Origin of the sequence: Nocardia sp. NPDC052566, assembly GCF_044547285.1 — a bacterium.
Lineage (GTDB): Bacteria > Actinomycetota > Actinomycetes > Mycobacteriales > Mycobacteriaceae > Nocardia.
Genome location: NZ_JBIUAF010000004.1, coordinates 330,187 through 343,196, shown reverse-complemented (window position 1 = coordinate 343,196; position 13,010 = coordinate 330,187). Strand labels below are relative to the sequence as shown.

The 13,010-nt window shown below is 68.2% G+C and carries 13 protein-coding genes; 6 read left to right on the top strand and 7 right to left on the bottom strand.

Translation table 11 applies throughout. The features are described 5' to 3' along the window. Window positions 1-64: 64 nt before the first annotated feature. From ACIG5A_RS21340 to ACIG5A_RS21330, 3 genes are all read right to left on the bottom strand, one after another. Window positions 65-235, bottom strand: coding sequence for a DUF2613 domain-containing protein (locus ACIG5A_RS21340; RefSeq protein ID WP_397242537.1), 171 nt, complete (start codon window positions 233-235; stop codon window positions 65-67). 267 nt (window positions 236-502) lie between these two features. Then, a complete protein-coding gene (locus ACIG5A_RS21335; RefSeq protein ID WP_397242535.1) occupies window positions 503-1,600 on the bottom strand; it encodes an isochorismate synthase MenF in 1,098 nt (365 codons plus the stop codon). Between the two features lie 189 nt (window positions 1,601-1,789). Then, entirely contained in the window at window positions 1,790-2,269 is a 480-nt protein-coding gene (locus tag ACIG5A_RS21330) for a universal stress protein (RefSeq protein ID WP_397242533.1), read from the bottom strand. A 125-nt stretch (window positions 2,270-2,394) separates the two neighbouring features. On the opposite strand from ACIG5A_RS21330, the gene ACIG5A_RS21325 reads away from it, so the two are divergent. From ACIG5A_RS21325 to ACIG5A_RS21305, 5 genes are all read left to right on the top strand, one after another. Further along, window positions 2,395-3,903 (top strand): ADP-ribosylglycohydrolase family protein, encoded by a 1,509-nt coding sequence (locus ACIG5A_RS21325; protein WP_397242531.1) that lies wholly within the window; start codon window positions 2,395-2,397, stop codon window positions 3,901-3,903. 221 nt (window positions 3,904-4,124) lie between these two features. Next, window positions 4,125-5,282 carry a glycoside hydrolase family 3 N-terminal domain-containing protein gene (locus ACIG5A_RS21320; RefSeq protein ID WP_397242529.1) on the top strand — a complete coding sequence of 386 codons (1,158 nt, stop codon included), beginning with the start codon at window positions 4,125-4,127 and terminating at the stop codon, window positions 5,280-5,282. Window positions 5,283-5,373: 91 nt separating this feature from the next. Next, window positions 5,374-5,973, top strand: a complete 600-nt coding sequence (locus ACIG5A_RS21315; RefSeq protein WP_397242527.1) for a TetR/AcrR family transcriptional regulator — start codon at window positions 5,374-5,376, stop codon at window positions 5,971-5,973. 139 nt (window positions 5,974-6,112) lie between these two features. After that, a complete protein-coding gene (locus ACIG5A_RS21310) occupies window positions 6,113-7,534 on the top strand; it encodes a DUF5685 family protein (RefSeq protein WP_397242525.1) in 1,422 nt (473 codons plus the stop codon). Window positions 7,535-7,591: 57 nt separating this feature from the next. Next, window positions 7,592-7,819, top strand: a complete 228-nt coding sequence (locus ACIG5A_RS21305) for a hypothetical protein (protein ID WP_397242523.1) — start codon at window positions 7,592-7,594, stop codon at window positions 7,817-7,819. 64 nt (window positions 7,820-7,883) lie between these two features. Here ACIG5A_RS21305 and ACIG5A_RS21300 read toward each other — a convergent pair whose 3' ends face one another. After that, entirely contained in the window at window positions 7,884-8,750 is an 867-nt protein-coding gene (locus ACIG5A_RS21300) for a MaoC family dehydratase (RefSeq protein ID WP_397242521.1), read from the bottom strand. Next, complete coding sequence (locus ACIG5A_RS21295; RefSeq protein WP_397242519.1) at window positions 8,750-10,108, bottom strand: 3-oxoacyl-ACP reductase; 1,359 nt, start codon at window positions 10,106-10,108, stop codon at window positions 8,750-8,752. The genes ACIG5A_RS21300 and ACIG5A_RS21295 overlap by 1 nt, the downstream gene beginning before the upstream one ends. Window positions 10,109-10,388: 280 nt before the next feature. On the opposite strand from ACIG5A_RS21295, the gene ACIG5A_RS21290 reads away from it, so the two are divergent. Continuing rightward, window positions 10,389-11,711, top strand: a complete 1,323-nt coding sequence (locus ACIG5A_RS21290) for an acetyl-CoA C-acetyltransferase (RefSeq protein ID WP_397242517.1) — start codon at window positions 10,389-10,391, stop codon at window positions 11,709-11,711. Between the two features lie 229 nt (window positions 11,712-11,940). Here the strand turns inward: ACIG5A_RS21290 and ACIG5A_RS21285 are convergent, their stop codons facing one another. Both ACIG5A_RS21285 and ACIG5A_RS21280 read right to left on the bottom strand, forming a co-directional pair. Beyond that, complete coding sequence (locus ACIG5A_RS21285; protein ID WP_397242515.1) at window positions 11,941-12,669, bottom strand: type II toxin-antitoxin system HipA family toxin; 729 nt, start codon at window positions 12,667-12,669, stop codon at window positions 11,941-11,943. Next, the gene (locus ACIG5A_RS21280; protein ID WP_397242513.1) at window positions 12,666-12,866 is read right to left on the bottom strand and encodes a helix-turn-helix transcriptional regulator; all 201 of its coding nucleotides are present in this window, start codon (window positions 12,864-12,866) and stop codon (window positions 12,666-12,668) included. The genes ACIG5A_RS21285 and ACIG5A_RS21280 overlap by 4 nt, the downstream gene beginning before the upstream one ends. Between the last annotated feature and the right edge of the window lie 144 nt (window positions 12,867-13,010).

Genomic DNA, 13,010 nt, shown 5'->3' with positions numbered 1-13,010 from the left:
TGAATACAGCGGAGCCGTGGCAGAGGAGCCGAGCGAGTCGGCGGAGGAGTCCGAGGTCAGCGGATCAGCGACTGCCGTACTCAACGTTGTTGAGTAGCGAGGAGTCCTTGTCACCGCTGCGGTCGACGCTCGGCACGGAGTTCTGCTGCGCCGCCAGCGTGATGCCGAACACGACGACAGCGCCGAGCACAACGCCGACGACCGCACTCGCGGCAGCGGGAACAGCAAACTTCATCGCGCACTCCAATACATCGACGCAAGGCACATTCCGGGTCAACCTAGCAGCCCCCGCGCGATCCGCGTGCGTTCAGCCCACAGATTCGCCGTTCACATCGACAACCGGGCCGACCGCGCGGACCGCATCATGCCCTGGCGTCATGATGAGTGGCGCCGCCCATACCGACGCCACGAGCGGCCCGCGTGCACACCGGACAGGATGCTGCGTTGACTTCGGCCCCGGCGCCTCCGCGGGGCATATCGATAGCGGTGTCGGGAGCGGGGGTCAGCCGTGTGCGGGGATCGCGCAGTGCAGTGCGCCGAGGAGGGTGCGGAGTTTGGCGGTGGTTTCGTCGAGTTCGGCCTGCGGGTCGGAGGCCGCGACGATGCCGCCGCCGCCGAAGGCGCGAATCGAACGGCCGTCCGCGGACAGTTCGGCGCTGCGGATCGCCACCACCCAGGCGCCGTCGCCCGCCGCATCGCACCAGCCGACGGCACCGCCGTAGAAGCCACGGGCCTCTTCCATATGGCTGATGGCGTCGAGCGCGAGCTCGGTCGGGGTGCCGCAGACCGCCGGTGTCGGATGCAGCAGCAGGGCCAGGTCGAGTGCGGTGGTCGCGGGATCGCGCAGGCGTCCGGTGATCGGGGTGGCCAGATGCCAGACCTCGTTGGTGCTGATCAGCTCTGGGCCGGGCGGGATCACCAGATCGTCGCAGACCGGGCCGAGCTGGTCGCGGATCCATTCGATGACGAAGGCGTGCTCGTCACGATTCTTACTGCTGGCCAACAGTTCTCGCGCCTGCGCGGCGTCGGCCGCCGGATCGGCGATGCGCGGCAGGGTGCCAGCGAGCGGCCGCAGCGTCACAGTGTCGCCGTGCCGAGCGACGAGTACCTCGGGCGTGGCGCCGACCAGGGTCGCGCCCGGCCTGCCCGCCGGTGTCAGATCGACGGCGAAGACGTTCGCGTTGGGGTGGCGGGTGAGCAGGTACGCCGCGGTCAGCTCGGGATCGAGCGCGCTGTCCGCCTCGGCGAGCACCGACCGGGCCGCGACCACCTTGCGCAGCGGCTGCCCCAGGTCGTTGAGCTGCTCAACCAGCTTCGTCACCCGCGCGATATGTTCTGCGGGACTTGGTATTTCGGTGACCACCCGCACCGCGGGCAGTTCGGGCAGCGCCGCGGGCCGCCACGGCCCCGCGGTGTGCTCGGCCCGCTCCGGCACGCACAGCGCGGCCGGCAGTCGCGGATCGAACGGCAACGCGCCGACGATCAGTTCCGCGGTCCCCGCCCGCACCGCCGCCGCGGCGCGCCGCGCGTCATCGAAGGCAACCCGAATCCCGGAAGCCCGCAGCACACCATCGGGCTGAGCGAGCAGAAATCCGTACATATCCCGACCCTAGCCCCGCCCGAACACCCCAACCCGCTCTAGCGACCGAAGTCTCATCCTGCCCTCCGGCCGGCACTCAGCGCCTCGCAGATATCGAGCGCAGTCGAATGGTCCTCGAATACGGCGTGTCGCACGGCCATTTGACTGCGCCCGACGATCGGGCCGGGCCTGGAAAGCCAGTGCCTATTACTAGTGGGTGGGGTGTTTGCCGGGTGGGACCAGGAGGACCGGGCGGTGGCAGTGCTTGAGGACGGCGTCGGCGACGCTGCTGTGCAGGAGGGCGCGGATGCCGGTCGCGCCGCGGGTGCCCGCGACGATGATGTCGACGTCCAGATCGTCGGCGCATTCGACGATGGCGTTCCAGATCGTCGTCGTGCATTCGGCGGTGCGCGCCTCGGCATTGAGCCCCGCGAGTTTGGCCAGCCGGACGCCCTCGGTATTGATGGTGCGCGCGTCGACGTAGGCGACGTCCTCGATCTCCTCGTCGGGCACCCATTCTGGTTGCATCACCCCGGACAGCCCGGATAGTCGGGCGGCTTGACGCACCATGGGTTCCCACGCGGTGAGGACGACGGCTCTGTTCGCGGTGAGGAATCGCCCGGCGTATTCGATGGCCCGCTTGGCGTTCTCGGACCCGTCGTAGGCAATGAGCATCAGATCGCAGGGCATGCCGACCTCCTGTGGGAGTCTCATGGCTACTTGCCAAGGTTACTCGGACAACGCGCCCCGCGTGTCGCGCCGCGCGCGGATAATCGGCCGCACGGGGGCTGATGACCAGCGGAAACCGGGGCACGATGAACGAAGCGATCGAAGGGACCCTGTTCGGTGTCCTCGATGCCGATCCACGCGCCCTGCTCTATTACGAATGGCGGCAGCGACTCGAATCGGGATATGTCGTCGAGGCATTCGGCGCCGACGTGCACCGCCTCGCCGCAACCAGATCCGCCGACCCGGCCGCCTGCCTGGCCCTGCTCGACCGCATCGAACGCGCGCCACGGCACACCGGATGGAGCTGCGACGAACCCGAGATAGACGGATCGTCCCGGGCGAGTCGGCACCGGCCCCCGCCGTCGAGCGGAGCGCCGACCGCGCTGCCGCCGATTCCAGCGCGGCAGCGATACTCATCGAATCCGGATGTCCCGCCGCCGGGTACTGGACTGGTGCGGCTGAATACCACAGTGGCGCAGAATGATTCGCGCTCCTTCGGCTCAGCGAGATCCGGTTCGCTTTCGCAGTCTCCATCGGGTGCCGACGAACTCTTCGATCGCATTCACGGCGGCTGGCTCGGTCGATGCGTCGGGTGCGCGCTGGGTAAACCGTTGGAAAACGGATTCGTCTGGACGCCGCAGCGGATTCGCGCCTACCTCGAGCGCGCCGGCGCCTATCCACTGGTCGACTACGTACCTGCGCTGCTGTCGCCGTCGAAGGAATTCCCGCTGAATCCGACCTGGCCGATCTCGGCGCGCGGATGCATAGACGGATCCCCACGCGACGACGACGTCGACTACACCGTGCTCGGATTGCACCTGCTGGAGCGGCGCGGATTCGGCTTCACCACCTCCGACGTGGCCACCGCGTGGCTGGAACTGCTGCCATTCCGCCAGACCTACACGGCGGAGCGCGCCGCGTACCGCAATCTGATCAACGGCCTGCGCCCGCCCGCCACCGCCCTGCATCGAAATCCGTACCGCGAGTGGATCGGCGCCCTCATCCGCGCCGACATCTACGGCTACACCAACCCGGGCAACCCGACCCGCGCCGCTGAACTCGCGGCCCGAGACGCCCGCCTCTCGCACACCGCCAACGGCATTTACGCCGCGATGTGGGCCGCCGCACTGGTATCCGCGGCCTTCACCACCGAAAATGCCCGCACCGCACTGGAAGTCGCGCACCGGCATATCCCGCCCCGCTCGCGGCTTGCTATCGCACTCGCCGAGGTGCTCGCGGACCACCGCGACGGCCTCGGCTGGGAACAAGCGACGCAAGCCATCCACCAGCGCCACGACCGCTACAACTGGGTACACGCCATCCCCAACGCCTGCCTGATCACCGCGGGACTGCTCTGGGGCGCAGGCGATTTCACCCGCACCATCGCCCGCACCGTCCAGTCCGGCTGTGACACCGACTCGAACGGCGCGACAGCGGGCTCGGTAGCCGGAATCCTCAACGGCGCCACCGCCATCCCACGCCACTGGACCGAACCGCTACACGACACCCTGCACACCGCCGTCTTCGGCTACGACGGGACCAGCATCACCGCCCTGGCCCGCCGCACCCACGCCTTAGCCCTACGCTCCGGGTGATTCTGCCCGCGCTCGAACGGTTCGGTATGACTCGCGCGCCGGTCAACTCTATTGCGGCAGTCCGGCGTTGGGTAGCCGATCATTCGCGTGCTCGGCTGGGGCGAGCCGTTGACTCGAAGCGGTCATTGCGCACCGATCTCGACGTGGCGAATCGGGATGTTTGCGGCGGTGGGAGGTCCCATGGGTGTCGGTATTCGGCGGGCGCACTACGGTGGTGTCCCATGCGGAAGACGCCTCTCGTCCTGCTCGCACTGTTCGCCGCGGTCGCGACCGCCTGCACCGGTGGCGGCACCAACGACACCCCGACCTCACAGGCCGGGGCGGCCGAGTCGACGTCGGCGGCGCCGGGAACAACGCCGGTGCAAGCCGATTGCGCCCCCACCTACCTCGGGCAGTTCACCACCCGGCAGAAGTTGGCGCAGCTGCTGACGGTCGGCGTGACCGGCACCGCGGACGCCGCGAACATCGTCAAGACCGAACAGGTCGGCGGCGTCTTCATCGGCGGCTGGACCGATCGCGCGATCTTCACCGGCAAACAACTCGATCAGGTCAAGGCCGCGGCCAAGGTCCCGCTCATGGTGACCATCGATGAGGAGGGCGGCCGGGTCTCCCGGGTGAAGGACCTGATCGGTGTCGCGCCGTCGGCCAGGGCGACCGTGCAGGCGATGAGCGCCGACGAGTTCTACCAGGCCACCCTGGTCCGCGGCCGCAAGCTGAAGGACCTCGGGGTCACCGTCAACTTCGCCCCCGACGTCGACGTGAGCAGCCAGCCCGACGATTCGGTCATCGGCGACCGCTCCTTCTCCGCCGACCCCGACGTGGTCACCCGCTATGCCGACGCCTACATCCGCGCCATGCGCGAGGTCGGCGTCGGCACCGTCATGAAGCATTTCCCCGGCCACGGCTCCGGCTCGGGCGATTCGCACACCGGCGCGGTCCGCACGCCGCCGCTGGAGCAGCTGGAGAAGGTCGACCTGGTGCCGTTTCGCAACCTGATCGGTTCCGGCGCCGGCGTGATGGTCGGCCATCTCGATGTGCCGGGCCTGACCACCCCGAATGTGCCGACCAGCATTTCGCCGCAGGCCATGGCGCTGCTGCGGGAGGGCAAGGGCTATGGCGCCCAGCCGTTCCAAGGTCCCATTTTCACCGACGACCTGGGCGGCATGGCCGCTATCACCAGCCGCATGTCGATCGAGGAGGCGGTCGAGGCCGCGCTGGTCGCGGGCGCCGACAATGCACTGTGGATCACCACGGATGCCGTGACAAAGGTGCTCGACCGGCTGGAACAGGCCGTCGCGAGCGGTCGGCTGCCGATCGCCAACGTCAACGCGTCGGTGCTGCGGATGGCCGACTTCAAGGGTGTGCCGCTGCGCTGCTGAGCCCGGATTGATCGGCGACTCCTTGGCAAATCCGTCCCGCCGAACTTACCTTGGAGTAATATAGAAGCTTCACCATGTGGTAGGAGAGTGGATGGCCGGCGGAACGAAGCGACTTCCTCGTGCGGTTCGCGAGCAGCAGATGCTCGACGCGGCCGTCGAGGTCTTCTCGCGCAAGGGGTTCCACGATACATCGATGGATGCGATCGCTGCGGAGGCGAAGATATCCAAGCCGATGCTGTACCTGTACTACGGCTCCAAGGATGAGCTGTTCCGCGCCTGCATTCAGCGCGAGGGACTGCGCTTCATCGAGTCGGTGGCGCCGGCGGGCAACCCGCTGCTGAGCCCGCACGAGCAGGTCCGCACCGCATTGGAGGGCTTCCTCGGCTTCGTCGATCGCAACCGGCGGTCCTGGCAGGTGCTCTACCGTCAGGCGATCGGTCAGCAAGCGTTCGCCTCGGAGATCGAGAACGCGCGCGAACGCGTGATCGAGCTGACCGCCAAACTCCTGGAGTCCAGCGCCAAACACGCCGAGCCCGGCACCAACTTCGACATCGTCGCGGTCGCCGTCATCGGCGCGGGCGAGGCCATCGCCGACCGGGTCGCCGGCGGCCGTATCGAAGTCGGCGAGGCGGTAGACCTATTGGACGACCTAGCCTGGAGCGGTCTGGCCGGACGCAAGAAAGCGGAGTAACCCACCGAGCCACGCCGCTCCACCCACGCACCGTGGCCGTCCGCGATCGGGGCTTGCTGTTGCGTTAACGGACTGTCAGAGTTCGGGAGATCAACGAGTACGGACCGGTTGCGCCGCAGGCGGCCGGGGGTGGAACGGGGTGGAAGTGTTCGGGTTGCTCAGGCCGTGTGCGCACGGCGCGGGGAAATACGGAATCGACGCCGACGAGTGGCGGACCCACATGTGCGGGCTCTGCCTCGGTTTGCGCGACGGGCACGGCCAACTCGCCCGCGCCGCGACCAATACCGACGCGATCGTCTTGAGCATGCTCACCGAAGCGCAACTGGCACAACCGATGGCCCGCACCGAAGCGGGCCGCTGCGCCCTGCGCGGCATGCGGCGCGCCACCGTCGCCGCCGCTGATTCCCCCGGCGTGCTGCTGGCCGCCACCGCATCACTGTTATTGGGCGCGGCCAAGATTCGCGACCACGTCGACGACGGCGACACCTCACCACTCGCCCGCCACCCCATGTCGCGCGTGTCGACCCGCTGGGCCGCCCGCGCGCAAGCCCAAGCCGACCTCATCGGCCTGAACGTGGAACCCCTTGTCGCGGCGATAAATTCACAAGCCGACCTGGAGCGCCGCGTCGAGCTCGCTGGGCTGGCCGCACAACCTGGCAGGGGGTACTCGACGGGCGCCGACGTACTGAACTCGTCTCTGCTGAGCGGACACTTTTACGCGGCTACAGGGGATTTCGGTGCTGCCGAGGCGAAGAGTGTCCGCTCAGCAGCGTTGGCTCCGCTATCCGTCAATCTGGGCGAGCTGATTTCCCGGACGCGGATCGGCTCGAAGGCTGCCGTCTCTGCCGACGAGCAGCAGTTGCGCGCCGATCGGCCGGGTACCGGCGGCCGCGGCCTCGTTTCCCTGGACGAGCTGACGTCCCCCACGCAAGTCTGTGCGGCCGAATTGTTCGGGCACACCGCGATATTGGCGGGCCGGCCGGAGAATCTCACCGCATTGCGGGATGCGGGCAGGCAGTTCGGCCGGATCGCTCACCTCGCCGACGCCATCGAGGATTTCGACGACGACATGGCGCGGGGCAGGTTCAACCCGCTCGCGGCCACCGGTACCGGCATGCCGGAGGCATACGACCTGCTGCGGCAGTCGGATGCACAGCTGCGCAAGGCGATCGCCGAGGCCGGACTCGACCGCGTCCCGGTCGTTCGCTGGATGCTGCTCGACCCGCTGCGCGCGGTGGTCCGCCGCCTCGGCCGCGGGGTCGGCGCAACGGTCCACGCGTGCAGCGCTGCTCGGGACGGCATCGCGCCCCGGGACACCATGCACGACACCGGCACCGACCACCGCCCGCCCGTGCGCCCCGGCATCGGGGAGGCGCTGGCCCTGACCCTCGGCGTCTACTGCACCGGCTACGCCTGCTGTGCCGATCACACCAACCCATGCTCCGGCGAGCGCAAGGACGCCTGGATCAAACACGTCAACCCCTGCGACTGCTGCAATTGCGGTTGCGACGACTGTGACTGCTGCGACTGTGATTGCTGCGGTTGCGACTGCGGCTGCTGAGCTGCCCATACGTTTCGGGGCGGCTGATTGTCGGTGGGGCCTGGCACGCTCACAGGTATGGATGCTCTTGTGCCGCAAACCGATATCGTCCAGACGATGCACCTGCTCGCCACCGAGGGGTTCGGCACGCGGCACATCCTTCGAGTGATCCGGGAGTACCTGTGTGAACGCGCGGCGCGCGGCGGCGCGGACAACAGTGGCGCGGCGGCCGCGTTCGGCCGCGTCGAGGTGGACGAATTGCGCGCCCGCCTCGAGGTCCTGACAGCCGTCGACCCGGGCTACTGAGTGGGCCGGAACAGCAAGGGCCGCATCCGAATCACGGATGCGGCCCTTGGCCTTACGAGCTGACTCAGCGCAGGGTGGCGGTGAGGTGCGGGTACCCCTTCTTCGGGTTGCGCAGCGCCAGGTCCCAGCCGCCCTCGACCTGATCGGCGTACACGTTCACCGTGGACGGCAACAGGATCGGCTTGCCGAATTTGACCGTGTACGTGGTCTTTTCGGGGACGCGGCCCTCGATGTTGGCGAGGATGTTCGCGGCCGACCACATGCCGTGCGCGATGGGCTTGGCGAAGCCGAATGCCTTGGCACCCAATGCCGAGGTGTGGATCGGGTTGTGATCACCGGAGGCCGCGGCGTACCGGGTGATCGTCTTCTGATCCACCCGCAGCGTGCGCAACGGCGGCGGCGGAACCTCGTCCGGCTTGGACTCGGGCTTCGGCCCGCCCGACAGCGAGGTGCGCTGCTGGTGCAGGAACGTGGTGACCTGCCGCCACACCAGCTCGCGCCCGACCTTCACCTCGGTGATCGCGTCGACGAGCAGTCCCTTCGGATGCTCGCGCAGGTTCTCGATGTGGGTCTTGAAGTCCAGCGGCTCGCTGACCGAGATGTCGCGCGTGCGCTCGATGACGTTCTGCGCGTGCACCGCACCCACCGCGACGAACGGGAAGTCGCGCGCCACCACCAGCTGCATGGCCAGCGGGAAGCTGAGGATGAACGGGTAGGTCAGCGGCAGCGAGTCGCCGAAGCGCAGCCCGGTCGCCCGGCAGTAGGCGGCCAGGTGGTCCGGGTCGACCCGCAGGCCGTCGAGCTGGATGGCCCGATCGGGCAGCGTTGTCTTGCGCGCCGAAAGCAGCGGGACCGGAACCGCGGCGAGCGCGGCCTTGACGAACAGGCTGCTGTTCTTCGGCGGTTCGGTGAGCGTGATCAACTGGGTCATCACGCTCCGATCAGTGCCTGGCCGCAGACGCGAACCACGTTGCCGCTCACCGCGTTCGACGCCGGGCTGGCGAAGTAGGCGATGGTCTCGGCGACGTCGACGGTCTGGCCGCCCTGCAGCAGCGAGCTGAGCAGGCGGCCTGCCTCGCGGGTGCCGAGCGGGATGGCGGCGGTCATCGCGGTCTCGATGAAGCCGGGCGCGACGGCGTTGATGGTGATGCCCTTCTCGGCCAGCTTCGGCGCCTCGGCGTTCACCATGCCGATGACACCGGCCTTGGAGGTGCCGTAGTTGGTCTGGCCGCGGTTGCCCGCGACACCGGCGATCGAGGAAACGTCGATCACCCGGCCGCCTTCCTTCAGCGCGCCACGCGCCACCAGGCCCTCGGTGATGCGGTGCGGCGCGGCGAGATTCACGCCGATGACCGAGTTCCAGCGGCCCTCGTCCATGTTGGCGAGCAGCTTGTCGCGGGTGATGCCCGCGTTGTGCACGACGATATCGATGCCGCCGAAGCGCTCGGTGGCGAATTCGGCGAGCTTCTCGGCGGCGTCGGGCGCGGTGACGTCGAGCGCGAGCGCGGTGCCGCCGACCTTGTTCGCGGTCGCCGACAGCGCCTCGCCCGCGGCCGGGATGTCGGCGACGATGACGGTGGCGCCGTCACGGGCGAACACCTCGGCGATGGTGGCGCCGATGCCGCGCGCGGCGCCGGTGACCACGGCGACCTTGCCGTCGAGCGGCTTGTCCCAGCTGGCCGGCGCCACGGAATCGGCGGCGCCGACCCGGATGACCTGGCCGTCGACGAAGGCCGACTTACCCGAAAGCAGGAAGCGCAGCGTGGATTCCAGGCCGGACGCCGACGCGGACGCCTGCGGCGAGAGGTAGACCAGCTGAGCGGTGGCGCCGCGCAGCAACTCCTTGCCGACGCTGCGGGTGAAGCCCTCGAGCGCGCGCTGCGCGATCTGCTCCTCGACGCCGGACGTCAACTCCGGCGTGGTGCCGATGACGACGACGCGACCGGACGGGGTGATGCTGCGCATCGCGGGCTGGAAGAACTCGAACAGCTGCGAGAGGTCTTCGATCGAGCCGATGCCGGTCGCGTCGAACACCAGTGCGCCGTACTTGGTTCCGGCGCCGGCCGCATCGGCGAAGGTGTAATCCGACAGCAGGGCGCGCACCGGTTCGGCGACCCGGCCTTTGCCGCCGAGCAGTACCGGCCCCGGCAGGGGCGGCTCGCCCTTCACATAGCGACGCAGGGTCTCCGGCTGCGGCAATCCCAGCTTGCTCGCCAGGAACTGGCCCGGCGCGGAGTGTACGAACGATCCGTAGAGGTTGGGAGCACCCTTGCTCTTGCTGGCTGCCACGGTTCCTACCTTTTCTGTGTTGTATTGGCGACGTTCACCGGCCCTGCGTGGTTACGCAAGCTGCCTCCTCCTGGCCTGAGGTTCACGTCGCAGTTTCGGGTGTCTGGGCTCGCCCCGGCAGTCGTCTGGTGGCACACATTTGCGGGGTACGGTGTCGACAATAAACTTACTCCAGAGTAAGTTTAAAGTAAACCAACCGCGACGGGGCGCCGATCAGCGTGGAGACCTCCGCGCCGACACCGGGGCGCCGGACACCCCCTCACGAGACCTGGAGACTCGAGTGACAAGCAAAGCCCGTTCGGCGAAGACCACCGCCAAGACCGTGAAGACCCCGCGCCCGGTCGCGATCGTGGGCGGCAACCGGATTCCGTTCGCTCGCTCCGACAAGGCGTACGCGCACGCGTCCAACCAGGATATGTTCACCGCCGCCCTCGACGGTCTCGTCAGCCGCTTCAACCTGCAGGGCGAGCGCCTCGGCATGGTGGTCGGCGGCGCCGTCCTCAAGCGCGTCGGCGAGCACGGCATGATCCGCGAGAGCGTGCTCGGCAGCAAGCTGAGCCCATACACCCCGGCCCACGACCTCCAATTGGCTTGCGGCACCGGCCTTCAGGCGATCGTGACCGTCGGCGACGCGATCGCCGCAGGCCGCATCGAGGCGGGCGTCGGTGGCGGTACCGACACCACCTCGGACGCACCGATCGGCGTCAGCGAGGGCATGCGCGAGTGGATGCTCGACGCGAACCGCGCCAAGTCCAACAAGGACCGCCTCAAGCTGGTCGGCCAGCTGCGCCCGTCGATGCTCGGCATCGAGATCCCGCGCAACGCCGAACCGCGCACCGGCCTGTCCATGGGTGAGCACGCCGCGATCACCGCCAAGGAATTCGGCGTCGCCCGCGAGGCGCAGGACGAGCTGGCCTACCTGTCGCACAAGAACATGGCGGCCGCCTACGATCGCGGTTTCTTCGACGACCTGATCACCCCGTTCCTCGGCCTGACTCGCGACGACAACCTGCGTCCCGGCTCGACCGTTGAGAAGCTGTCCACCCTCAAGCCGGTCTTCGGCGTGAAGGCGGGCGACGCCACCATGACCGCGGGCAACTCCACCCCGCTGACCGACGGCGCCTCCGCGGTGCTGCTGTCCAGCGAGGAATGGGCCGCCGAGCGCAACCTGCCGGTGCTCGCGCACCTGGTGGACAGCGAGGTCGCCGCGGTCGATTACATCCACGGCCCCGACGGCCTGCTGATGGCGCCGACCTACGCGGTGCCGCGCATGCTGGCCCGAAACGGCCTGACCCTGCAGGACTTCGACTACTACGAGATCCACGAGGCATTCGCCTCCGTCGTGCTCGCGACCCTGCAGGCGTGGGAGTCGGACCAGTACTGCAAAGAGCGGCTCGGCCTCGACGGCGCGCTCGGCTCGATCGATCGCAGCAAGCTCAACGTCAACGGTTCGTCGCTCGCCGCGGGCCATCCGTTCGCCGCGACCGGCGGCCGCATCGTCGCCTCCACCGCGAAGATGCTGGCGGAGAAGGGATCCGGCCGCGCCCTGATCTCCATCTGTGCCGCCGGTGGCCAAGGCGTCGTGGCGATCCTGGAGCGTTAACCGCGAAAGTAGCCCGACAAGAAGGTGGCATTCGGCCGTTCCCCCGCCCGAATGCCACCTTCCGTCGTTTCACGCAAGTTTTCCGAGTTCTGTTCGCCGCAAACGGAGTTCGCGTTCGGCGTGCCGCAAGGGAGCTCCGCTGAACGGAAGCTCCGTGTAACTGAGAGCCGACGAGGCGCGCAGAGCGAGCTCGTTCGCCGAGGCGGCAGCCCGCTCAGGTAGCCCGATCTCAGCGGCGAACCCGGTCCAATCGCGTGCGCGAAGCCGTCGGGTGCGCGCTCATGCGCACGCGGTCGAAACGACCGACCAGCAAACCTGTTTCGCCATTGCGGTCGGTGACCAGTTGCGCATCGGCGACCGGCAGCTTGAGTTGCCGTGCGGCCGTCAGGTGTACGGCCTCGTTCTCGACGAGATAGGGATACTCCGGTTGCGACAGCTCGAGGATGAAGGGGCCGTAGTGCGCCGAGAGCGGCACGCTGATCATCGACGCGCTCGCTTTTCGCTGTACTCCGGGAATCGCATGCGGGTCGACGTCGTCCACGAGCGCGGCGAAGTCGAGTTCGCCCGGTGAATCGCCCTCGACCAGTGCGGCGGTGCCGACCAGCGGCTGGTTCGCTGGAACGACCTGCACATCGCCAGGCGCGTCCGCGCCGACGGCGAGCAGCAGGCTCAGTTCATCGTCGACGCTCGTCTTGACCGCGCGCCGCAACACGGTGAGCCGGTGCCCTTCGGGAAGCAAGTCTTCGAAGAACGGTGGAATCGAGCCGGCGATACTGTGAATCGGATCCGTTCCGAGTGGCAGTGTTGTCGCGACCGGTGCACCGCGTCCGGCCAGATATTCACTCCGGTAGCGGAATTCGGTGCCGCTGTCCGCGGTACGGGCGAGGGTCGCGGCCAGCTGCCCGGCTTTGTAGACGTCCGCGCGGGTGACATGCCGGAAGTCTTCGAAGCTGGTCAATCAAGAACTCCCAGCGTGAGTCCGACGACGCCTGCAACGTCGGCGACGGTGCCGATGCTGGTGGAGCCGTTGCCGCGTTCGATCTCACGGACCGTCCGGGTTGAGGTGCCCGCGAGCTCCGCGAGCTGCTCCTGCGTCAGTCGATGCCTGCGTCGCGCGGTGCGGATCGCCTGACCGATGCTGGTGATCGCTGACATGCGCCTCCCATAGCGGCAGGATTCTGCCGATTTCCGGGTCGTGCGGTCGAGCTTACCGGGACGACAGGCCATATCGGCAGAATCTTGCCGATATGGCCGATCGGTGGGTGGATCTGGTGGGTCCAACGCGCCAATCGGCAGAAT

Bases quoted from the DNA above. Each gene is read 5' to 3' on its own strand.
- ACIG5A_RS21320 (WP_397242529.1), top strand. From the start codon at position 4,125: ATGCGGAAGACGCCTCTCGTCCTGCTCGCACTGTTCGCCGCGGTCGCG.
- ACIG5A_RS21325 (WP_397242531.1), top strand. From the start codon at position 2,395: ATGAACGAAGCGATCGAAGGGACCCTGTTCGGTGTCCTCGATGCCGAT.
- ACIG5A_RS21305 (WP_397242523.1), top strand. From the start codon at position 7,592: ATGGATGCTCTTGTGCCGCAAACCGATATCGTCCAGACGATGCACCTG.
- ACIG5A_RS21330 (WP_397242533.1), bottom strand. From the start codon at position 2,269: ATGCCCTGCGATCTGATGCTCATTGCCTACGACGGGTCCGAGAACGCC.
- ACIG5A_RS21280 (WP_397242513.1), bottom strand. From the start codon at position 12,866: ATGTCAGCGATCACCAGCATCGGTCAGGCGATCCGCACCGCGCGACGC.
- ACIG5A_RS21315 (WP_397242527.1), top strand. From the start codon at position 5,374: ATGGCCGGCGGAACGAAGCGACTTCCTCGTGCGGTTCGCGAGCAGCAG.
- ACIG5A_RS21340 (WP_397242537.1), bottom strand. From the start codon at position 235: ATGAAGTTTGCTGTTCCCGCTGCCGCGAGTGCGGTCGTCGGCGTTGTG.
- ACIG5A_RS21335 (WP_397242535.1), bottom strand. From the start codon at position 1,600: ATGTACGGATTTCTGCTCGCTCAGCCCGATGGTGTGCTGCGGGCTTCC.
- ACIG5A_RS21300 (WP_397242521.1), bottom strand. From the start codon at position 8,750: ATGACCCAGTTGATCACGCTCACCGAACCGCCGAAGAACAGCAGCCTG.